Origin of the sequence: Kitasatospora griseola, assembly GCF_044999035.1 — a bacterium.
In the GTDB taxonomy this organism is placed as follows: Bacteria; Actinomycetota; Actinomycetes; order Streptomycetales; family Streptomycetaceae; genus Kitasatospora; species Kitasatospora griseola.
Map to the genome: position 1 here is coordinate 7,522,215 of NZ_CP173360.1, position 21,893 is coordinate 7,544,107.

Sequence of the window (21,893 nt, forward strand, 5' to 3'; positions counted from 1 at the left end):
CGGGGTCGGCGGAATTGGTAGCGCTCACATTCAGGTGCGCGCCGCGGCCCGGTGACGCAGGCCCCGGGCCGCAGACCGGAGGCCGTCAGCGTCGGCGGGCGGTGATCAGGCGCTGCAGGACGATGAAGACGAACAGCAGGGCGCCGATGACGATCCGGGTCCACCAGGAGCTGAGGGTGCCCTGGAAGCTGATCACAGTCTGGATCAGGCCGAGCACCAGCACGCCGAGCAGGGTGCCCAGCAGGTAGCCGGAACCGCCGGTCAGCAGGGTGCCGCCGATGACGACCGCGGCGATCGCGTCGAGTTCCAGACCCACCGCGTGCAGGCCGTAGCCGGACAGCATGTAGAAGGTGAGCAGCACGCCGCCGAGCGCGGAGCAGAAGCCGCTGATCGCGTAGACAGTGGTCTTGGTGCGCTGCACCGGCAGGCCCATCAGCAGTGCGGACTGCTCGCTGCCGCCGAGCGCGTACACGTTGCGGCCGAACCGGGTGTAGTGCAGGACCACGAAGCCGGCGGCGACCACCAACAGGGCGATCAGCGCGCTCGGGGAGACGAACAGGTCGCCGAGCGGGATCCTGGTCTGCGCCATCGCGGTGTACTGCGGGTCGGTGATGGAGATCGACTCGACGCTGATGGTGTAGCACAGGCCGCGGGCCAGGAACATGCCGGCCAGGGTGACGATGAACGGCTGGATCTCGAAGACGTGGATGATCCAGCCCATCAGCCAGCCGCCGGCGGTGCCCATCAGCAGGACCAGCGGGATCACCAGCAGCGGCGGCCAGCCGTGCTGTTCGACCAGCCAGGCGGAGACCATGGTGGACAGCGCCACCACCGCGCCGACCGACAGGTCGATGCCGCCGGTGAGCACGACGAAGGTCATGCCGACCGCGACGACCAGCAGGAAGGCGTTGTCGATCAGCAGGTTGAGCACGACCTGGCCGGAGAAGAAGCCGTCGTACTGCACCGAGCCGACGCTGAACATCGACACCAGCAGGACCGCGGTGACAAGCAGCGGGAGCTGTCCGCGCAGGCGGGTCAGCAGGGCATGGGCGTTCATGCGCCGACCTCCCGGTTGGTGGGGGCCGCGGCGTGCGGCCGGGCGGTGCGCCGGGTGCGAGCGCCGCGGGCGGCGAGCTTGGCGCGGAAGACGGGCGACTGGATCAGGCAGACCGCGATGACCACGAACGCCTTGAAGACCAGGGTGGTCTCCGGCGGGATGCCGATGGTGTAGACGGTGGTGGAGAGGGTCTGGATGATGAGCGCGCCCAGGACGGTGCCGCCGATCGAGAACCGTCCGCCGTTAAGCGAGGTTCCGCCGAGCACCACCGCGAGGATGGCGTCCAGCTCGATCCACAGTCCGGCGTTGTTGCCGTCGGCGGCCGAGACGTTGGAGGACACCATCAGGCCGGCCAGCGCCGCGCACAGCGCGCTGAACACGTAGACCAGGGCCACCAGGCGCATCGCCCGGATGCCGACCAGCCGGCTGGCCACCGGGTTGCCGCCGACGGACTCCAGCAGCAGGCCGAGCGCGGTGGATCGGGTCAGCAGGACGGTGGCCAGCACCACCAGGGCACTGAGCAGGATCGCGAACGGCATGGTCAGCCAGTGGCCGCCGCCGATCAGCTTGTACGGGTCGCTGGTGACGGTGATGATCTGGCCGTCGGTGATCAGCTGGGCCACGCCGCGGCCGGCGACCATCAGGATCAGGGTGGCGATGATCGGCTGCACGCCGGCCTTGGCCACCAGCAGGCCGTTGACGGCCCCGAGCACCAGGGCGGTGCCGAGCGCGATGCCGACGGCGGTCAGCACGGTGGCGAGGCCGCCCGGGTCGGTGGACTCGCTGATGTGCAGGCAGGCCAGGGCGCCGGAGATCGCGACGGTGGAGCCGACCGAGAGGTCGATGCCGCCGGTGGCGATCACCAGGGTCATGCCGAGGGAGACCAGGATCAGTGGGGCGCCGAAGTGCAGGATGTCGATCAGGGAGCCGTAGAGGTGGCCGCCCTGGAGGCGGACGGCGAGGAAGTCGGGGGTGAAGGCGAGGTTGGCGACCAGGAGCACGGCCAGCACCACGGCCGGCCAGAACAGCCGGGACCGGGTCACCGCCTTCACCGGGCTCGCCGCCGTTGCCGTGCTCATTGGTCCGCTCCGCTCGCGATGGTGGCCATGACGCGCTCCGGGGTGAGCTCGCCGTCGTTGTCGAGCTGGGCGACCATCCGGTGGTCGCGCAGCACGCCGATTCGATGGCTGAGCCGCAGCACCTCCTCCAGTTCGGCGGAGATGAACAGCACTGCCATGCCGTCCTCGGCGAGGTTCGCCACCAGCTTCTGGATCTCGGCCTTGGCACCGATGTCGATGCCGCGGGTGGGCTCGTCGAGGATCAGCAGCTTCGGGTCGGTGATCAACCAGCGGGCGAGCAGCACCTTCTGCTGGTTGCCGCCGCTGAGGTTGCGCACCAGCGCCTCGGGGTGGCCGGGGCGGATGTCCAGGGCGCGGATCCAGCGCAGCGCGTAGGCGTCCTGCGCGGTGCGCGAAAGCGGGCGGGTCCAGCCGCGGGAGGCCTGCAGGGCCAGCACGATGTTCTCGCGGACGGTCAGTTCGCCGACCAGTCCCTCGGTCTTGCGGTTCTCCGAGCAGAACGCGATGCCGTGCGCGATCGCGTCGCGCGGGCTGCGCAGCGCGGTCACGGCGCCCTCGATCCGCAGGGTGCCGCCGTCGCTCTGGTCGGCGCCGAACAGCAGCCGGGCGGCTTCGGTCCGTCCGGAGCCGAGCAGTCCGGCCAGGCCGATCACCTCGCCGGGGCGGATGTCGAGGTCGTACGGTTCGACGGCGCCGCGCCGGGTCAGCCGGTCGGCCTGCAGGAACGCCTTGCCGGCGGGGGCGGTGCGTTCGCGCCGCTTGCCGCCGCCGAGCTGGTCGAGTCCGGCGAGTTCGGCGCCGATCATCCGGGAGACGAGTTCGACCTGGTTCAGTTCGCTGGTCAGGTACTCGCCCTCCAGGCGGCCGTTGCGTAGCACGGTCATCCGGTCGCAGATCTCGTAGACCTGGTCGAGGAAGTGCGAGACGAACAGGATCGCCACGCCCTGGTCGCGCAACCGCCGTATGACGGCGAAGAGTTGGCGCACTTCGTCGCGGTCCAGGCTGGAGGTCGGCTCGTCCAGGATCAGGACCTTGGCGGAGACGTCGACCGCGCGGACGATCGCCACCAGCTGCTGGACGGCTATGGAGTAGCTGTTCAGCGGGGCGCTGACGTCGATGTCCAGGTCGATTCCGCGGACCCGTTCGGCGGCCCGGCGCCGCATCGCCGCCCAGTCGATCAGGCCGAACCGGCGGGGTTCGCGCCCGATGAAGATGTTCTCCGCGACCGAGAGGTTCGGGCAGAGGTTCACCTCCTGGTAGACCGTGCTGATGCCGGCCTGCTGGGCCTGGAGCGGCCCGGCGATCCGCACCGGTTCGCCGGCCAGCTCGACCTCGCCGCCGTCCGATGGGTGGACGCCGGTGAGCACCTTGATCAGCGTGGACTTCCCGGCGCCGTTCTCCCCCATCAGGGCGTGCACCTCGCCGGGGAAGAGCCGGAAGTCGACCCCGTCCAGCGCCACCACCCCGGGGAACTCCTTGCGGATCCCCCGGACTTCCAGGACCGGTTGCTGCCGCACCCCGGCTCTCCTCTCGTGTCTCCCGGGTCGGGCCGCCCGAGGGCGGCCCGACCCGGCGGGGTGGGTCAGTACTGTCGGTTGGGCAGGGCCGCGGTGGCCTGCTCGGGAGTGAAGGCGCCCTCCTCGGTCTTGATCCGCCGCGGCACGCTCTCACCCGCCTTGACCTTCTTCACCAGGTCCATCAGCTGGTCGCCGAGCAGCGGGTTGCACTCGACGTCGTAGTTGATCTTGCCCTGACTCATCGCGGTGAAGGCGTCCTTGACGCCGTCGACGGAGACGATCCTGATGTCGGCGCCGGGCTTCTTCCCGGCCTCCTCGATCGCCTGGATCGCGCCCAGCGCCATGTCGTCGTTGTGCGCGTACAGCACGTCGATCTTCGGCTGGGACTTCAGGAAGGCCTGCATGACCTCCTTGCCCTTGGCGCGGGTGAAGTCGCCGGTCTGCGAGGCGACCACCTTGAACTTCGGCTCGCCCTTGACGGCGTCCGCGAAGCCGGACTTGCGGTCATTGGCGGGCGCGGAGCCCGTGGTCCCCTCCAACTGGACGACGTTCACGTCACCGGGCTTGCCCTGGTACTCCTTCACCAGCCAGTCGCCGGCCTTCTTGCCCTCCTCCACGAAGTCCGAGCCGAGGAAGGACACGTACAGCGACTCGTCCTTGGAGTCGACCGCGCGGTCGGTCAGGATCACCGGGATGTGCGCGTCCTTCGCCTCCTTCAGGACGGTGTCCCAGCCCGACTCGACCACCGGCGAGAAGGCGATCACGTCGACCTTCTGCTGGATGAACGAGCGGATCGCCTTGATCTGGTTCTCCTGCTTCTGCTGCGCGTCGGAGAACTTCAGCTCGATGCCGGCCTTCTTCGCCGACTCCTGGATCGACTTGGTGTTGGCCGTGCGCCAGCCGCTCTCCGCACCGACCTGCGAGAAGCCCACGACGAGCTTGTGACCGGAACCCTTGCCGGCAGAGCCACCGCCGCCGCCGGAACCACACGCGGTGAGGACAGCGACCATCGCACCGGCGACCAGGGCCGCCGCAGCTCTCTTGGACATGTGAGGACTTCCTCTCGGGGATCGTCGATCGCACGGACGGCGGAGACCGGCCGGCGTTCACGGGACCGGGCGGGACGACCGGGGCTGGGCCCGGCCGGGAAGGCCCGCCATCTCGTCGATGTGAACGCGGCGTGGCGGCGCCGTTTCGCTCGAGTGAGATTGTTAGCGTTCACAATCGGCTGCCACAAGCCCCGCCACCGCCCGTTACCCAATCTTGACCGGCCATGCACACCCCTCTCCGGCACACGGCGCTCGCGCCCGAACCCGAACCGGCCGCGGGCCACGATCAAGTCGCCCCGACCTCCTTGACGCCCCGCCACCACCGTGCTTTCCTCCGTGTCACGACCTGTACGCAGGACCGCAGTTGGCGATCACGGTCGCGCTTCCCCACTCCGAGAACGGCGCTCCACCGGGCCGACGATCACGGCCGTCCGCCGCACTCCTGGTCGCGGGCGACACCGGCGACGCCTCGGCGCCGACGGTCGACACGGCCAGGTGGCACGTCCGGGCGAGTCGCAGCAGCGGCCCGGCCGCCTCCGCAACCCTGGCCGTCAACTCGGGCAGGCTGCCGTACGCCTACCGGAGCGCCGCCCCTTCCGTCACTGGCGACCGCCTTGAACTGCCTTACTGCACAAGCCTGTTGGCGTGGAACCACAGCCGCCGACGATCACCCCCAGCCCACTGCGCGAGGTCGATTGTGAGCGTGAACAATAATCGGCGGTACCCTGAAGCATCGGCGCGAGGCCACTGCCGCTCCCCTTTGCTCTGCACGAGGCGGGCCGGCCGCCCGGTGGTTGTCCGCAGTCATTGAGGGAGAGTCGAGTTGGGGACCGAAACGGCCGACCTGGCGTCGCGTCAGCCGGTGATGGCGGACGTTGCGAAGTTGGCAGGGGTGTCGCACCAGACGGTGTCGCGGGTCCTCAACGGCGCGCCGCACGTCCGGCCGGGCACCCGGGACCGGGTGCTCGCCGCCATCCGGGAGCTCGACTACCGGCCGAACTCGGCCGCCCGGGCGCTGGTCACCCGCCGCTCGCAGACCCTGGGCGTGGTCAGCTTCGAGTCCACGCTGTACGGGCCCGCCTCGATGTTGGACGGCATCGAGCGGGCGGCCCGCAGCGCCGGGTACTTCGTCAGCGTCGCCAGCCTGCGCTCGCTGGACAGCCGCTCCGTCCAGGAGGCCGTCGACCGGCTGCGCGACCAGGGCGTCGAAGGAGTGGTGGTGATCGCCCCGCAGACCTCCGCGGTCAGCGCCGTCGCCAAGCTCTCCAGCTCGATCCCGGTGGTCGCGGTCGGCTCCGGCACCCGCTCCAGCATCCCGACGGTCTCGGTCGACAACCTCTCCGGAGCGGTCGCGGCCGTCCAGCAACTCCTCGATCTCGGCCACAGCACCGTCCATCATCTGGCCGGCCCGGCGGGCTGGCTGGAGAGCCAGGACCGCCAGGAGGGCTGGCGCCGCACTCTGGAGGCCGCCGGCGCGCGCGTACCCGCCGTGGAGACCGGCGACTGGAGTGCCCGGTCGGGCTACGAGGCGGGCCAGCGGATCGCCGCGCACGCCGACGTCACCGCGGTGTTCTGCGCCAACGACCACATGGCCCTCGGCCTGCTGCGCGCTCTGCACGAGGGCGGCCGCTCGGTACCGGACGACATCAGTGTGGTCGGCTTCGACGACATCCCTGAAGCCGCGTACTTCATCCCTCCGCTCACCACCGTCCGGCAGGACTTCGGCGAACTCGGCCGCCGCGCCCTGGAACTGCTGGTGGCCGAGCTCGGCGGCGCGACACGGCCCAGTGCCCGGGTGCGGGTCACCCCGGAAATAGTGCTTCGCCGCAGCACCGGCCCGGTCCACCGCGTCTGACCGCATCCACCGGCCGGGCCGACAGCGACGACCCGGCCCGTCCCCGCGGCAGTACCGCGCCCGGTCCGGCCGCGGGCCCCTGCTCGGCATGCCCGCAGCGAAAGACATGCCGATGGCCTTCTCGTTTCTCGGCACGCCGTCCGGCAGGCCCGGAGGAAGGAGTGCGCGCCCGCCACGGCCTGACGCCCCGTCGGCACTGCGGGCCGACCCGTCGGCGACGGCCGAGCTCAGCCGCGCGGGCCGTGGATCAGTGGTGGGCGTTTGACCGTTACACGGGCAGGTCATCGCCGGCGCCTCGACCGTGCCGAAGGAGACCGACCTTCGTCCGATGTCGTGTCTCTGGCCACGCCGGCCCGCGGCCAGGTCCGGGTGAAGCACCTGTTGCAGACCCGGCCGGTGGACGGCGTGAGGCCGGCGTCCCTGCGCGGGGGCGATCCGCTCACCCGGCCGGCCCCGGGGACCGACGTCCCCGCGGCGTTCGGTCGCCCGGGCGATCCGGGCACGCCCCGGTGTGCCCGCCGGCCATCCATGATCGTCAACTCTCGCCGATTTACCGCCTCTTGACGCATCACCGGTCCGGCTGGCTTCATTGGGGCGATTGGGAGCGCTCCCACAGTGAGTGCTCCCACCCCCTGCGCTCCTCTCCCCACCGAAGGAAGGCCCCCACCCATGCCTCCCGTCCCCTCCGGCCGCGGGCTGCCCCGACGCGCGGCCGCCCTGCTCACCGGCCTGGCCCTGGCCGCCGTCGGCCCGACCGTCACCGCGCTCGCCCCGGCCACCGCGTCGGCCGCCGCGGTCGCGGACTTCCCGGTCCGGGTGAACCAACTCGGCTACCTGCCGGACGGCCCCAAGCGGGCCACGGTGGTCAACTCCGCGACCACCCCGATCGCCTGGCAGTTGCGCGACGCCTCCGGCGCGCAGGTCGCGGCCGGCGCCACCACCGTGCACGGCGCCGACCAGGCGTCCGGGCAGTCCACCCACCTGGTGGACTTCGGCGCGTACGGCGGCACCGGCACCGGCTTCACCCTGGTCGTCGGCGGCGCGGCCAGCCACCCGTTCGACATCTCGGCGTCGCTGTACGACGGGCTGCGCGCCGACAGCCTGAACTTCTTCTACCAGCAGCGCAGCGGCATCGCGATCGACGCGGCCCTCGCGGGAGGCAGCGCGTACGCGCGCCCCGCCGGGCACCTGGGAGTGGCCCCGAACAAGGGCGACACCGGCGTGCCGTGCCAGACCGGGGTGTGCGACTACCAGCTGGACGTCCGCGGCGGCTGGTACGACGCCGGCGACCAGGGCAAGTACGTCGTCAACGGCGGCATCGCGACCTGGGAGCTGGTCAACTCCTTCGAGCGCGCCCGCCGCTCGGGCGGCGACGCGGCACTCGGCGACTCCACCCTGCGGGTGCCCGAACGCGGCAACGGCGTGCCGGACGTCCTGGACGAGGCCCGGTGGGAGCTGGAGTTCCTGCTGCGGATGCAGGTCCCGGACAGCAAGCCGATGGCCGGGATGGCCTTCCACAAGGTCCACGACGCGCAGTGGACCGGTCTGCCGACCCGCCCCGAACTCGACGACCAGCAGCGCGAGTTGCACAAGCCGTCGACCGCCGCCACGCTCAACCTGGCCGCCACCGCCGCCCAGTGCGCCCGGGTCTACGCACCGTACGACGCCGCCTTCGCCGCCCGCTGCCTGGACGCGGCCCGCCGCGCCTGGACGGCCGCCAGGGCCAACCCGAACGTCCTCGCCCCGGCGACCGACAGCACCGGCGGCGGCGCGTACGAGGACGCCGACGTGTCCGACGAGTTCTACTGGGCGGCAGCCGAACTCCTCGCCACCACCGGCGAGTCGCAGTACCGGGACGCCGTCGTCTCCTCACCGCTGCACAGCAAGCCGGTGGACGGGTTCTGGTGGGGCGGCACCGCGACGCTCGGCCGGATCACCCTGGCCACCGTGCCCGGTGTGGCGCTGCCCGCGGATGACGTGACCCGGCTGCGCGGCCTGCTGACCTCGGCCGCCGACGGCTACCTCGCCACCATGGCCGGCCAGGGCTACGCAGTGCCGATCGCCGCCGACGCCTACGTGTGGGGGTCGAACAGTTCAGTCGCCAACAACGCGATGGTGCTGGCGGTCGCCTACGAGCTGTCCGGCGCCGCCCGGTACCGGACCGGCGCACTGGAGACCATGGACTACCTGCTCGGCCGCAACGCCCTGGACCGCTCCTACGTGAGCGGCTACGGCGAGCGGGCCTCGGAGAACGAGCACCACCGGTTCTGGGCGCACCAGAACGACGCCTCGCTGCCGCACCCGCCGGCCGGCTCCTTCGCGGGCGGCCCGAACGCCGGCCTGGAGGACCCGGTCGCCAAGGCCCAACTGGCCGGCTGCGCACCGGCCGCCTGCTACATCGACGACATCGGCTCGTACTCGACCAACGAGGTGGCGATCAACTGGAACGCCTCGCTGGCCTGGCTGACCGCGTTCGCCGCCGAGCGGCGTGCGACCCCGACGGCGCCCGCGGTGCAGGTGACGCCGACGGCGGTGACCGTCCCCGAGGGCGGCTCCGCGAGCGTGGGAGTGAAGCTCTCGGCCGCCCCCGCCCAGAACGTCACGGTGACGGTCACCCGCACCTCGGGCGACACCGACCTGTCGGCGGCCACCTCCCCGCTGGTCTTCACCCCGGCCAACTGGGCCACCGCGCAGCAGGTTTCGCTGTCGGCGGCGCAGGACGCGGACACCCTCGCAGGCAGCGCGGTGTTCACGGCGGCCGGTCAGGGCGTCCAGGCGGCGACCTTCACTGCGACCGAGGCGGACGACGACACGGCTCCGCCCACCGCCGCCTGCGCGGTGGCGTACAAGGTGGAGAACGCCTGGGGCAGCGGGTTCACCGCCACGGTGACCGTGAAGAACACCGGGGCCGCCACCGTCTCCGGTTGGACCCTCGGGTGGAGCTTCGGCGGCGACCAGCGGATCTCCAACGCCTGGAACGCCACCGTGTCGCAAACCGGCAGCTCCGTGACCGCGCGGGACGCCGGGTGGAACGGAACCCTGGCACCCGGCGCGAGCGCGAGCTTCGGCTTCCAGGCGTCGTACTCCGGCGCCAATCCGGCACCGGCCCGGTTCACCCTGAACGGCGCCGACTGCGCCTGAGCACCCGCTGCCCGCCGCACCGTCACGGTGCGGCGGGCAGACCGGTTCTCAGCAGCGGGCCGAAGGGGACACCGGCCGCGGGCCCCGCGCACCACGGTGGCAATCGGAAGCACCCCCGACAGCCGGCCCGCCGGAGCGCCCGCTCACGGGGTGCCTCGGCGGGCCGGCCGACCACGGTGCGCCGGCGTCAGCCGCCCAGCTTCCACTGCTGGTTGCTGCCGCCGCTACAGCTCCACAGTTGCACGGCCGTGCCGTCTGCGGTGCCGAGCCCGGCCACGTCCAGGCAGAGCCCCGACTGCACGCCGGTGATCGTGCCGTTCGCGTTCGCCTGCCACTGCTGGTTGGGCTGGCCGTTGCAGGACCACACGATCACCTTGGTGCCGTTGGTGGTGCCCTTGGCGTTGGCGTCCAGGCAGAGCGTGCTGCCGCCGACGGTCACGGTCAGCTGGTTCGACGCCGTGCGGGTCCAGGTCTGGTCCGCAGCCCCGGTGCAGGAGCGGATCTGCTGCTGGGTGCCCGCCGCCGTGTTCGCGCCGGTCAGGCACTTTCCCGCGGCCACCGCGCGCAGCGCGCCGCTCGTGCTGCCGGGGGAGGTCGTGTCCAGGCCCATGAAGTGGACCGCGTTGGCGGCCATTCCCGCACCCTGGACCGGGAGTTGGTGCCCGGCCCCGGCGATGCTGTACGCCTCGACCTGGGTGCCGGCGCCGTTGTTGTACCGGGTCCTGGTCCAGCCGGAGGCGGGGGTGTCGGTGGCCGACGGCGTCTGGCTCACGCCGAGGACGTCGGTCCACTGCTTGATCTCCTCGCCGAGGTTGTTGTAGCTCAGGACGGTGTCGGCCGTCCCGTGCCAGAGCTGCACCCGCGGCCGCGGACCGGTGTAGCCGACGTAGGCGTTCCGCACCAGGCCGCCCCACTGCTGCGCGGTCATCGACACCTGCCCCTGCGCGCAGGGGCCGTTCCAGCCGCGCACCGAGCCGGTGTAGAAGCAGTGGTGCGGCACGCCCATGAACGCCGCACCGGCCTTGAACACGTCCGGGTGGTCGGCGAGCATCACGTTGGTCATCATGCCGCCGGAGGACTCGCCGGTGACGTACACGGCATCGGGGTTGCCGCCGTAGTGCTGCTCGGTGTAGGTGATCATCGACATCAGCCCGACCGGGTCACTGCCGCCGCCCCGGGTCAGCGCCTGGTCGGAGGAGACGTCCCAGCAGCTCCCGTTCGGGTTGGTCGACGGATAGATCACCAGGAAGCCGTACTGGTCGGCCAGCGCGCCGAAGTCGGTGCTCGAGTACATGTACGGGCCGTTCCCCTGGCAGCCGTGCATGGCCAGCAGGATCGGCGGGTTGGGCTTGACCGAGGCCGGCACGTACAGGTGCATCAGCAGGCCGGTCGGGTTGGTGCCGAAGTTCGTGATCTGGGTCAGCGAGGCGGCGGCGGCCCGTGGGGCCGTCTGCAGGTTCAGGCCCACCGCCAGGGCGAGCACGGCGAGAACGCCGATCAGCCTGGATGCGAACGAACGGGATCGGGACATGGGACCTCTCCGTCGGGTTTGCCTTGAGCGTGAGAAGGTTCCGGCGCCACCACGGATGAAGCGCCCACGATACTCGGGCCGGGCCGCTGTCCGCGTCAACCATCGCCGCGGCGGCACGGTGGACGTCCGGACGCCGGCCCGCCAACTGCGGATTCACCGATCGCGGGAGACGCAGGTTCCCGCTGTGCGGCGTGAAAGTTGCATGCGTGGCCGCAACGGGAGGGCAGCCGACCGCCCCGAGCCGGCGGGGCCGGGGCCGGACCGATCGCCGCGGGCGGGCCGCTGCGCGGAGTATTGACAAGACGCACCGCCTCGGACAGATTTCACCGGGGCAACCTTCACAGCTCTGCTTCACAAACGATTGTTAGCGCTAACAGGCATGATCGAGGGTCCGGCGCCCACCCCTCCCCCTCGACCTCCTGGCACCCATCCCCATGCGCCCCGCCCGGCAGGAACGGCCCGGCGGAACGCGCGTTCGCCCGACCGCCGGCAGGAGGCCCCGCCTCCTCGGCGTGCAGTCTCTCCCCCACCCAAGGAGAACGATCCGTCATGCCATGGCTCAACGGAAAGACCCGTCTCCGCACGCTCCTGACACCGGCCGCCTGCGCCGCGGTCGGCCTGGTCGCCGTCCTCACCGCCGGCCCCGCAGCCCAGGCCGCCGGGGCGAACACGCTCGGCGCGGCAGCGGCCGGAAGCGGCCGCTACTTCGGCACCGCGGTGGCCGCGGGCCGGCTCGGCGACTCGACCTACGCCACCGTTCTCGACCGGGAATTCAACATGATCACCCCGGAGAACGAGATGAAGTGGGACACCGTCGAACCGTCCCGGGGCAACTTCAACTTCGGCCCCGGCGACCAGATCGTCAACCACGCCACCGCGAACGGCCAGCGGATGCGCGGCCACACCCTGGTCTGGCACTCCCAACTGCCCGGCTGGGTCTCGTCGATCGGCGACGCCAACACCCTGCGGAGTGTGATGAACAATCACATCACCCAGGAGATGACCCACTACAAGGGCAAGATCTACGCCTGGGACGTGGTCAACGAGGCATTCGCCGACGGCGGCAGCGGCCAGCACCGCAGCTCGGTGTTCCAGAGCGTGCTGGGCAACGGCTTCATCGAGGAGGCGTTCCGCACCGCACGGAGCATCGACTCCTCCGCCAAGCTCTGCTACAACGACTACAGCATCGAGAACTGGACGGACGCCAAGACCCAGGGCGTCTACAACATGGTCAAGGACTTCAAGTCCCGCGGCGTGCCGATCGACTGCGTCGGCTTCCAGAGCCACTTCGGCTCCGGCGGCGCGCCGGCCGCCTTCCAGACCACCCTGTCGAGCTTCGCCGCGCTCGGCGTGGACGTCCAGCTCACCGAGCTCGACCTCGCCCAGGCCTCCCCCACCGCGTACGCGGGCGCCGTCCAGGCGTGCCTCAACGTCGCCCGCTGCACCGGCATCACGGTCTGGGGCATCCGCGACAGCGACTCCTGGCGCACCGGCGAGAACCCGCTGCTGTTCGACAACTACGGCAACACGAAGGCCGCCTACGGCTCGGTGCTGACCGCCCTGAACAACGCCGGCGGCGGCACCACGCCGCCGCCCGGCGGCATCGTCTCCGGCACCGTCTACACGCTCACCGACGTGGCGGCCGGCCGCGTCCTCGACGAGCCGGCCGGGCAGAACGCCAACGGCACCCAGCTCCAGGTGTGGGACGCCAACGGCACCGCGGCCAACCAGCAGTGGCGCGCCACCCAGAACGGCGACGGCTCCTGGACGCTGACCAACGTCGCCAGCGGCCGGGCACTGGACGAACCGGGCGGCCAGACCGGCAACGGCACCCGGGTGCAGGTCTGGGACTCCAACGGCGGCGCCAACCAGCACTGGAGGGCCGTCCGCAACGGCGACGGCTCCTATGCGCTGACCAACGTCGCCAGCGGCCGGGCGTTGGAGATCCCCGGCGGCCAGACCGGCAACGGGTCCCCCGTCCAGATCTGGGACTCCAACGGCGGCGCCAACCAGCACTGGAACTTCAAGTGAGCCGAGCCGAGCCCGAGTTCGCCACGCGACCGGGCTCGGCTCCGCACTTCCCCCGCGCCACCTCCGCCCCTGAGCCCGGCGCGGGGGCCCCTCCCCGGCCCCTGAGCCAACTTCCGGGCCGGTCCCCTGTACGGCGGCACGTGCAGCGGCGACTGTGAGCGCTCACCGCCCGTGTCGCGGCTCCACCCCTTCCCCACCCCGAGGAGGTCCCATGCACCGACCACGCTCCCCCCGCCGGCAGCTGTCCGTGATGTTCACCGCCGCGGTCGCGACCGTCGCGGCCCTGGCCGCGATGCTGGTCGCAGGCCCGGCCCGGGCCGCCACCACCGGCGCTCTGAAGGGCACCGGTTCCGGCCGCTGTCTCGACGTGACGGGCGCCGGCCAGAGCGACGGCGCGCTGCTGCAGATCTACGACTGCTGGGGCGGCGCCAACCAGCAGTGGACGCTGACGCCGAGCAGCCAGCTGACCGTCTACGGCAACAAGTGCCTGGACGTCCCGAACCACGCCACCACGGCCGGCACCCGGGTGCAGATCTACACCTGCAGCGGCGGCGCCAACCAGCAGTGGCGGCTCAACGCGGACGGCTCGATCACCGGCGTCGAGTCCGGCCTCTGCCTGGACGTCACCGGCGGCGCCACCGCCAACGGCAGCGCCGTCGAGCTGTGGACCTGCAACGGCCGCAGCAACCAGCAGTGGTCCGGCCTGACCGCGACCACTCCCCCGACCACGCCCCCGCCGACCGGCGCCTGCCCCCTCCCGTCGACCTACCGGTGGTCGTCCACCGGCGCGCTGGCGCAGCCCGCCAACGGCTGGGCCTCGGTGAAGGACTTCACCGACGTGGTCTACAACGGCAAGCACCTGGTGTACGCCTCGAACGTGAACGGCTCCTCGTACGGCTCGATGGCGTTCGCGCCGTTCACCGACTGGTCCGACATGGCCTCGGCCGCGCAGACCGGGATGAGCCAGTCCGCAGTGGCGCCCACGCTGTTCTACTTCGCACCGAAGAACATCTGGGTCCTCGCCTACCAGTGGGGCGCCTGGCCGTTCATCTACCGCACCTCCAGCGACCCGACCAACCCCAACGGCTGGTCCGCGCCGCAGCCGCTGTTCACCGGCAGCATCCCCAACTCCGGGACCGGACCGATCGACCAGACCCTGATCGCCGACGACCGGAACATGTACCTGTTCTTCGCCGGCGACAACGGCAGCATCTACCGGGCCGACATGCCGATCGGGAACTTCCCGAGCAGCTTCGGCTCCTCGTACACCACCGTCATGAGCGATACCGCGGCCAACCTGTTCGAGGCGCCGCAGGTCTACAAGGTCAAGGACCAGAACCAGTACCTGATGATCGTCGAGGCGCAGGGCTCCGGCGGCCGCTACTTCCGCTCCTTCACGGCCACCGGCCTGAGCGGCTCGTGGACCCCGCAGGCCGCCGCCGAGTCCAACCCGTTCGCGGGCAAGGCCAACAGCGGCGCCAACTGGACCAACGACATCAGCCACGGCGACCTGGTCCGCAACAACCCCGACCAGACCATGACCGTCGACCCCTGCAACCTGCAGTTCCTGTACCAGGGCAAGTCCCCCACCGCGGGCGGCCCGTACGACCAACTGCCTTGGCGCCCGGGCGTACTGACGCTCCAGCACTGACCGCACCGACGGTGCACCCCGGCCGCCTCCGGACGGCCGGGGTTCACCCGCGTCCGTGGCGGGCGAGCGTCTCCAGCGGGCGGGCCAGCAGCTCGGCGAAGGCCAGCTCGGCGGCGCCGATCAGCACGGTGTCGCCGCCGAGTTCGCTGACCCGCAGGCGCAGCCTCTCGCGCACGGCGGCGAGGGCGTTGGTGTTGATCCGGCTGCGCACCTGGGCGGCGGAGCCGAGGAAGACGTCCCGGAGGGTGCCGCCGAGGACGACCAGGTCCGGGTCGAAGAGGTGGGCCAGGTTCGCGATGCCGATGCCGAGCCAGTCACCGACCCGGTGCAGGGCTGCACGCGCGGTGACGTCGCCGAGGTCGGCGGCCGCGACCACGGACCGCACCGCCTCGGCCCCGGCGGCCAGGCCGTCCCGGCCGGCGGCCTCCAGCAGGGCCCGCTCGCCGGCTTCGGCCTCCAGGCAGCCGCGGGCGCCGCAGCCGCACGGCCGTCCCTGGAACGGGTTGACCGTCATGTGGCCGATCTCGCCCGCGTAGCCGCGCTCGCCGCGCAGCAGTTCGCCGCCGCTGATCACCCCGGCGCCGATGCCGATCTCGCCGTGCAGGTAGACCAGGTTCTGGCTGCCGCGGCCGATGCCGCGGCGGTGCTCGGCGAGCGCGCCGAGGTTGGCCTCGTTGGCGACCAGGACGGGCAGGTCCGACGGGAGCCGCTCGGTGAGCGCGCCGGCCAGGTCGACGTCCTGCCAGCCGGAGTTGGGGGCGAGGGCAACCCGTCCGTCGGGGTGTCGGACCAGGCCCCGGACCGCCACGGCCACCCCGACGCAGACGCCGCCGTCCGGCGCACGGGCGAGCATCTGGTGGGCGAACTCGGCGATGAGTGAGGCGACTTGGGACGGCTCTCGGGACTGCCCGGACGGCCACTGGCGTTCCCGGCGGTCCAGGAACACGCCGCCGAGTCCGATCAGGGCGGCTGCCAGGCGCTCCACACCGAGATCGACCGCGAGGACATGTGCGCGGCCGGACTCCGGCCTGACGACCAGTGACGGCCGCCCGGCCCGCCCGTTCTCCTGCGGGAGTTCCTCACGAACCAGCCCGGCTGCCGCCAGGTCGCCGACCAGGCCCAGGATGGTGCTGCGGTTGAGGCCCAACTCGGCGGCCAAGACGGCGCGCGAGGTGGGCCCCTCGAAGTGGACGTGGCGCAGCAGCGCGCCCAGGTTGTGCTGGCGGACCTCTTCCTGGGAAGGACCGGCTTTCATCGCAGGCGGCTCTCATCGTCGGGCTGTGCGGCGGCGGGACATGGCGTCCACGCCGGCGGCCACCAGCAGAACCGATCCCGTGACAGCGTACTTGACCCCCGAGCTGTACCCCATCAGTCCCATGCCGTTCTGGATCACCGCGACCACCAGGCCGCCGAGCACCGCGTCGACCACCCGGCCGCGGCCGCCGAACAGGCTGGTGCCGCCGATGACGGCACTGCCGACGGCGAGCAGCAGGACGTTGCTGCCACCGGTGTTGGGATCCACGGAGTTGCCCCGGGAGGCGGCGATGATGCCGCCCACGGCGGCCAGGCAGGAGCAGACGACGAAGGCCGAGGTGCGGATGAAGGCGACGTTGATGCCGGCCCTGCGGGCGGCCTCGGGGCTGCCGCCGACGGCGTACACGTGCAGGCCGAAGCCGGTCCGCTGCAGGGTGAACGTGCCGAGCAGCAGCAGGGCGCCGATCACCGGCACCACCAGCGGCACGCCCTTGAGCGAGCCGACCAGGACGTTGCGGCTGCGCTCCTGGTTGAGCAGGTACACCGCGGCGGCGCCGATCACGGCCACGGCGCCGGTCCGAACGGCGAGCAGTGCCACCGGAGTTCCGGCGAGGCCGCGGCCGCGCCGGTCGCGGCTGCGGCGCACCTGGAGGACGGCGTGGCCCGCGACGCAGCAGGCCAGCAGCAGCCAGCCGAGGACGGGGCTGAGGTTGTCGTTGGCGACGGCCAGCACCGTCGGGTCCTTGACGGAGACGTTGGTGCCCTCCTTCAGCAGCATCAGCACCACGCCCTGGAAGCCGAGGAACGCGGCCAGCGTCACCACGAAGGACGGGATGCCGACCTTGGCGACGAGCGTGCCGAGCAGCAGGCCGATGGCCGCGCCGGTCAGTACGGAGGCGGCCACCGCCGCGTACCAGGGCCAGCCGTGGTCGGTCAGCAGGATGGCCAGGACCGCGGCGCAGACGCCGCTGGCGTATCCGGCCGACAGGTCGATCTCGCCGAGCAGCAGGACGAAGACCAGCCCCATCGCGATGGCGATGCTGCCTGCGCTCTGGGTGAGCAGGTTGGCGAAGTTCAGGTTGGACAGGAAGACCGGGCGCAGCAGCGCGAAGAACACGCACAGGACGACCAGTCCGGCGACGGCCGGCAGCGAGCCCAGCTCGCCCGCGCGGACCTGGTCGAGGTAGCCGCGGCCGGCGGCGGCCAGTCCTCCGGTCCGGTCGTCCGCGGGGCCGGTGGTGCGGTGCGGCCGCTCGGGCTTCTCCGGGGCGAGGGCGGTCATGCGGCGGCTCCCTTGGAGGTGTTCTGCGGGCCGAGGTCGCCGCTGCGTCCCGAGGTGATCAGTTCGACGACCTGGGCGTGCGTCGCGTCGGACGCCTTGACCTGGGCGGCCGTCCGGCCGAGGTAGAGCGCGGCGATCCGGTCGGACACCGCGAAGACGTCGTTCATGTTGTGCGAGATCAGCACGACGGCCAAGCCGTTGTCGGCCAGTCGGCGCACGAGTTCCAGGACCTGGGCGGTCTGGGCGACGCCGAGGGCCGCGGTGGGCTCGTCGAGGACGACCAGCTTGCTGTTCCACAGCACCGCCTTGGCGATGGCCACGGTCTGGCGCTGGCCGCCGGAGAGGCTTGAGACCTTCTGGCGCAGCGACTTGACGGTGCGTACGGAGAGGCTCTGGAGGGTGGCGGCGGCCATCTCCTCCATGGTCGAGTCGTCGAGCACCAGCCCGCGGCGTTTCTCCCGGCCCAGGAACATGTTCTGGACGATGTCGAGGTTGTCGCACAGCGCGAGGTCCTGGTAGACGATCTCCACCCCGAGGGCGGCGGCGTCGCGCGGGCTGTGCACCTGCACCGGCCTGCCTTCGAAGAGGTAGTCCCCGGCGTCGGCGGAGTGGATCCCGCCGATGCACTTGACGAGCGTGGACTTGCCCGCGCCGTTGTCGCCGACGAGGGCCGTGACCTCTCCCGCGTAGGCACTGAGCGCGACGTCGTGCAGGACCTGGACCGGGCCGAAGCTCTTGTCGATCCCGCGCAGTTCGAGAGTCGGTGTTTCTGTCATGGGTGGGGCTCCTGGGGAGTTCGACGGGGCCGGCCCCGTGCCCCTGGCGGCACGGGGCCCGCTGGCGACGGCCGGGCGCTACTTGATGCCGGCCTTCGTGCACAGCGCCTCGTAGTCGCCGGTGCACAGCTGCGCCTTGGTGACGTAGCCGTCGGTGACGACGTCCTGGATGTTGTCCTTGAAGACGGCTTGCGGGGTGAGCAGCGCCGACGGCACGTCCCGGTTGCCGGTCGGGTCGTGGACGGTGGAGTTGCTCTGGCCCTTCTTGCCGTGGGCCAGGTCGACCGCGAGCGCCGCCGCCGCGTCGGCCTCCTTCTTCACGGCCTTGTAGACGGTCATGCACTGGTCGCCCGCCAGGATGCTCTGCAGGCCTTGCACGGTGGCGTCCTGACCGGTGATCGGGACCTGCCCGTTGCGGTGGTTCTTGCGGAGCACTGCGATGGCCGCGTTGGCCAGGCCGTCGTTGGCCGCGAGCACCCCGGCGATGTCCGGGCGGCTGGTGTACATCTGCTCGAAGATGGTCTGCGCCTGGGCGTTGTCCCAGTCCGGCACCGACTGGTTGGGGCCCTTGGTGTACTGGCCGGAGGCGTACATCGGGTCGAGCACGCCGTTGTAGCCGTTGGCGAACAGGGTGGCGTTGTTGTCCGTCGGGGAGCCGTTGAGCTCGGCGACGACGGGGTTCTTGGCGCCCATGTCGCCCAGGCACTTGGCCAGGCCCTGTCCCTGGAGCTTGCCGACCTGGGTGTTGTCGAAGCTGACGTAGTACTGGGCGGAGCCGCCGAGGGTGAGCCGGTCGTAGTCGATGGTGGCGACGCCCTGGGCCTTGGCCTTGTCGAGGACGGCCTTTCCGGTGCCGCTGTCCAGGTTGACGATGACCAGCACGTTCACGCCGTTGGTGATCATCTGGTCGGCGATGGTCTGGAACGCCTGCTTGTCGCCCTCGGCGTTCTGGATGTCGTAGTCCATACCGGCGGCCTTGAACGCCGCCGCGAGGTACGGCCGGTCCGCGGTCTCCCAGCGGACGGACGACTTGCTGTCCGGCAGGATCACGCCGATCTTCGGCTTCTTGCCGCCCGCCGAGTCGGAGCCCGTGCCCGAGGAGGAGCAGGCCGTGGCCGTGGTGAGCAGGGCCGCCGACATGGCGGCGGTGGCGAACAGGAGCCCCTTGCGCATGGGCAGGGTCCTTTCGAGGCGTGTCCGACCTGCGCCGGACGTGCGTGGGTGGGATGGGGGGATGCGCGCGAGCGTCGAGCACGGAAGGCGGCCGGCCTATTTGTTGCCCGCGACAACTTACGGCTTGCGGGGAGGCCCGCCAAGCCCTCGCACCGGCGCACGTGCGTAACGATCGCGTTACCGAAGCCCCGCCGGGCACGCACCGCCGAGTCGCAGGTCACGTGCTCAACTCGACGGGCGGGCAACGGAGAAGGCGACTCAGGGCCCTTCGCCGAGGCAGCTTTGCTCCGCTGTTCGGCTACCGGGGCTGGGACGCACTGGTCACCGTCGACGAGGAGGCCGAGGACGCCGCCGACGTCCCGGCCACCCCGCACCGCCGCTGCTCGGGCCGGCCCCGGCCGCCGCCGTCAAGCTCGCCGCCTGTGTCAGCACTCTGCCCACGATGCTCACCTGCCTGCTCGGCAGTGGACGCAGCCTGCTGTCGACGACCACTCATGGCGCACTGCCGAGGGCCTTCGCCCGAATCCACCCGCGCCGTTCGGCACCCACCGTCGGCACCGTCCTCTTCGACGCCTTCACCCCTGTGACCGTGGTGGCACTCGAACTGGCCTCCCCGCGATTCCTGGGCGATGCGGCCCTCTCCGTCGGCCTGCTGATCGCCTGTCACTTACGGTGCCACCGCGTTCGCCTGCGTCCGGCCATCCCGCCGACGCCTGCTCACCACTTCGCGCAGCCTTCTGCGCGAATGCGTACTACCGCTGCTCGGCGGCCCGGTGATGCTCGCCGTATCACCCGCAGCGCGCACGACATGGTCGCATCCGGCTACGGCAACGCTTCCTGCCGCGGCATCAGCGGCCTCCTCCTGCTCGGAGTCGGATCCGCCGCTCGCGGCCTGCCGGTCATGCTGCTCGTCCGCTTCCGCCCCCCTTCGCGGCAGAAGGACCACTGTCGTCCGAGCAGCCACCGCCACCACCGATTCCACCGATTTCACCGAGGACTGGATCTGCCGCAGGCCAACGCCCGGACCAACCAGCTCTACGTCGTCAACGCCTCCGACCCGGCCGGCGTCGGCCGACGCACGATCCTCGGCCCCAAGAGCATCGTCCGCCGCCCCCCATGCATGCCGGCACGGTCCGCCCCCGGGCCGGCTCGACGAAACGACAGAGCGCCGACCTGCCCGACCGACGTCCGAGACGACCCCGCGGTGCGATGCGCAGAGGACGGCGGGTGCGGGGCGCCCGGACATGCTCCACCGGACGCCGGACCGGCCACATGCCTCGTCGGGGTATCCGTCTATCGGGCCGGGCCGGCGGCGTCCGAGAACCGGGCCGCCACGCTGCCCGGCCCTGGCCTGCGGCCACCGGCGGTGCTGGCCCTGACGACCAGGTGCGGCGCGATGGTCACGTGCGAGACCGGTGTGCCGGGTTCGTCGATCAGCCGCAGCAGCAGGTCGATCCCGGCGCGGCCGACCGCGGTGAAATCCTGCCGGACGGTGGTGAGTGGCGGGGTGATGTACGCGCCCTCCGGGAGGTCGTCGAAACCGGCGACGGCGATCTCGGCGGGCATCCGCACCCCGGCCTCGTTCAGCGCTCGGACCACACCGAGGGCCATGTGATCGTTGGCGGCGAACACCGCCGTCGGCCGCGGGCCCGCGCCGCCCCGGAACGCTTGCGCGACAAGGCGGCCGGCCGCGTGGCCGGAGGCCGGGCTCCAGTCGCCGGTCAGGTGCGGCGGGACGGGGAGGCCGGCCGACTCCAGCGCCGCCCGCCAGCCCTGCAGGCGGCCCTCCGCCTCGATCCACTCGCCGGGGCCCGCCACGTGCCAGATGGTGGTGTGGCCCAGCGAGAGCAGGTGTGCGGTGATCGCCCGCGCCCCGGCGAACTGGTCCACGGCCACCCCGGGCAGGTCCAGGTCGTGCCCGCCCTCCACCGTCACGATCGGGAACGGCTGGGGCAGCCGGGCCAGCGCCGCCACCGTGTGCCGGTGCGGCGTCATCACCACCACGCCGTCCACCCCCCAACTGCCCAGCCGCTCCAGGGCCTTGCGGAGCGCATGCTCCGTCAGTTCCTCCAAACCGACCGAGGCCACCAGGTAGTCCTCCTGCCGGGCCGCGCGCTCCAGACCTGCCAGGATGCTCGCCGGGCCGAACAGCGTGGTGTTGGCTGCCACCACGCCCAGCGTCCGGCTGCGCCTGGTCACCAGCGTCCGGGCCGCCGAGTTCGGCCGGTAGCCCAGCTCCGCGATGGCCTGCAGCACCCGCGCCCTGGTCGCCTCGCGCACGTTGGGGTGGTCGCTCAGAACCCGGGAGACGGTCTGGTGCGACACGCCCGCGACCTCCGCGACGTCCGCCATCGTCGGCGGCCGCCGCTCCCCAGCCCCGTCCATGCTGCTCCCCGCTCTCCCGGTGCCCACGGTGACGGCCTTCACCCTACTGGCCGTCTCCGCCGGACGACCTGCGCCCTCCCGACGCGAACCCGGCGCCGCCTCGCAAGACTCG

General features: G+C 71.6%; 13 protein-coding genes and 1 pseudogene. 4 read left to right on the forward strand and 10 right to left on the reverse strand.

The genetic code is table 11. The features are described from left to right. Positions 1 to 85 precede the first annotated feature (85 nt). The 4 genes from yjfF to ACI1MP_RS33965 form a co-directional block, all read right to left on the reverse strand. A complete protein-coding gene (yjfF, locus tag ACI1MP_RS33950) occupies positions 86 to 1,057 on the reverse strand; it encodes a galactofuranose ABC transporter, permease protein YjfF (protein WP_380342020.1) in 972 nt (323 codons plus the stop codon). Next, complete coding sequence (locus tag ACI1MP_RS33955) at positions 1,054 to 2,136, reverse strand: ABC transporter permease (protein ID WP_380342017.1); 1,083 nt, start codon at positions 2,134 to 2,136, stop codon at positions 1,054 to 1,056. Before ACI1MP_RS33955 ends, yjfF begins: the two co-directional genes overlap by 4 nt. Continuing rightward, positions 2,133 to 3,653, reverse strand: coding sequence for a sugar ABC transporter ATP-binding protein (locus ACI1MP_RS33960; RefSeq protein ID WP_380342015.1), 1,521 nt, complete (start codon positions 3,651 to 3,653; stop codon positions 2,133 to 2,135). Before ACI1MP_RS33960 ends, ACI1MP_RS33955 begins: the two co-directional genes overlap by 4 nt. Positions 3,654 to 3,718: 65 nt before the next feature. Continuing rightward, on the reverse strand, positions 3,719 to 4,702 hold the full coding sequence (locus tag ACI1MP_RS33965; RefSeq protein WP_380342013.1) for an ABC transporter substrate-binding protein: 984 nt from the start codon (positions 4,700 to 4,702) through the stop codon (positions 3,719 to 3,721). 865 nt (positions 4,703 to 5,567) lie between these two features. Here ACI1MP_RS33965 and ACI1MP_RS33970 point away from each other — a divergent pair. Together ACI1MP_RS33970 and ACI1MP_RS33975 are read left to right on the forward strand one after the other, a co-directional pair. Continuing rightward, positions 5,568 to 6,557, forward strand: coding sequence for a LacI family DNA-binding transcriptional regulator (locus ACI1MP_RS33970; RefSeq protein WP_404870871.1), 990 nt, complete (start codon positions 5,568 to 5,570; stop codon positions 6,555 to 6,557). Positions 6,558 to 7,226: 669 nt separating this feature from the next. After that, the gene (locus tag ACI1MP_RS33975) at positions 7,227 to 9,698 is read left to right on the forward strand and encodes a glycoside hydrolase family 9 protein (RefSeq protein WP_404870360.1); all 2,472 of its coding nucleotides are present in this window, start codon (positions 7,227 to 7,229) and stop codon (positions 9,696 to 9,698) included. Positions 9,699 to 9,885: 187 nt separating this feature from the next. On the opposite strand, the gene ACI1MP_RS33980 is transcribed toward ACI1MP_RS33975, so the two are convergent. Beyond that, positions 9,886 to 11,229: a PHB depolymerase family esterase gene (locus ACI1MP_RS33980; protein WP_404870361.1), complete on the reverse strand. Its 1,344-nt coding sequence runs from the start codon at positions 11,227 to 11,229 to the stop codon at positions 9,886 to 9,888. Positions 11,230 to 11,778: 549 nt separating this feature from the next. Between ACI1MP_RS33980 and ACI1MP_RS33985 the strand changes: the two are divergent. After that, positions 11,779 to 13,257: pseudogene (locus tag ACI1MP_RS33985) on the forward strand (endo-1,4-beta-xylanase); the annotation flags it as partial. Positions 13,258 to 13,471: 214 nt separating this feature from the next. Continuing rightward, positions 13,472 to 14,911 (forward strand): non-reducing end alpha-L-arabinofuranosidase family hydrolase, encoded by a 1,440-nt coding sequence (locus ACI1MP_RS33990; protein ID WP_404870362.1) that lies wholly within the window; start codon positions 13,472 to 13,474, stop codon positions 14,909 to 14,911. A 43-nt stretch (positions 14,912 to 14,954) separates the two neighbouring features. Here the strand turns inward: ACI1MP_RS33990 and ACI1MP_RS33995 are convergent, their stop codons facing one another. The 5 genes from ACI1MP_RS33995 to ACI1MP_RS34015 all read right to left on the reverse strand — a co-directional run bounded on the left by ACI1MP_RS33995 (position 14,955) and on the right by ACI1MP_RS34015 (position 21,781). Then, complete coding sequence (locus ACI1MP_RS33995) at positions 14,955 to 16,166, reverse strand: ROK family protein (RefSeq protein ID WP_404870363.1); 1,212 nt, start codon at positions 16,164 to 16,166, stop codon at positions 14,955 to 14,957. Between the two features lie 12 nt (positions 16,167 to 16,178). Further along, positions 16,179 to 17,447, reverse strand: a complete 1,269-nt coding sequence (locus tag ACI1MP_RS34000) for a sugar ABC transporter permease (protein ID WP_404870364.1) — start codon at positions 17,445 to 17,447, stop codon at positions 16,179 to 16,181. Beyond that, the gene (locus tag ACI1MP_RS34005) at positions 17,444 to 18,223 is read right to left on the reverse strand and encodes an ATP-binding cassette domain-containing protein (protein WP_189275008.1); all 780 of its coding nucleotides are present in this window, start codon (positions 18,221 to 18,223) and stop codon (positions 17,444 to 17,446) included. Before ACI1MP_RS34005 ends, ACI1MP_RS34000 begins: the two co-directional genes overlap by 4 nt. Before the next feature lie 78 nt (positions 18,224 to 18,301). Continuing rightward, positions 18,302 to 19,396: a sugar ABC transporter substrate-binding protein gene (locus tag ACI1MP_RS34010; protein WP_404870365.1), complete on the reverse strand. Its 1,095-nt coding sequence runs from the start codon at positions 19,394 to 19,396 to the stop codon at positions 18,302 to 18,304. A gap of 1,293 nt (positions 19,397 to 20,689) precedes the next feature. Next, positions 20,690 to 21,781, reverse strand: coding sequence for a LacI family DNA-binding transcriptional regulator (locus tag ACI1MP_RS34015; protein WP_189275013.1), 1,092 nt, complete (start codon positions 21,779 to 21,781; stop codon positions 20,690 to 20,692). Positions 21,782 to 21,893: the final 112 nt, after the last annotated feature.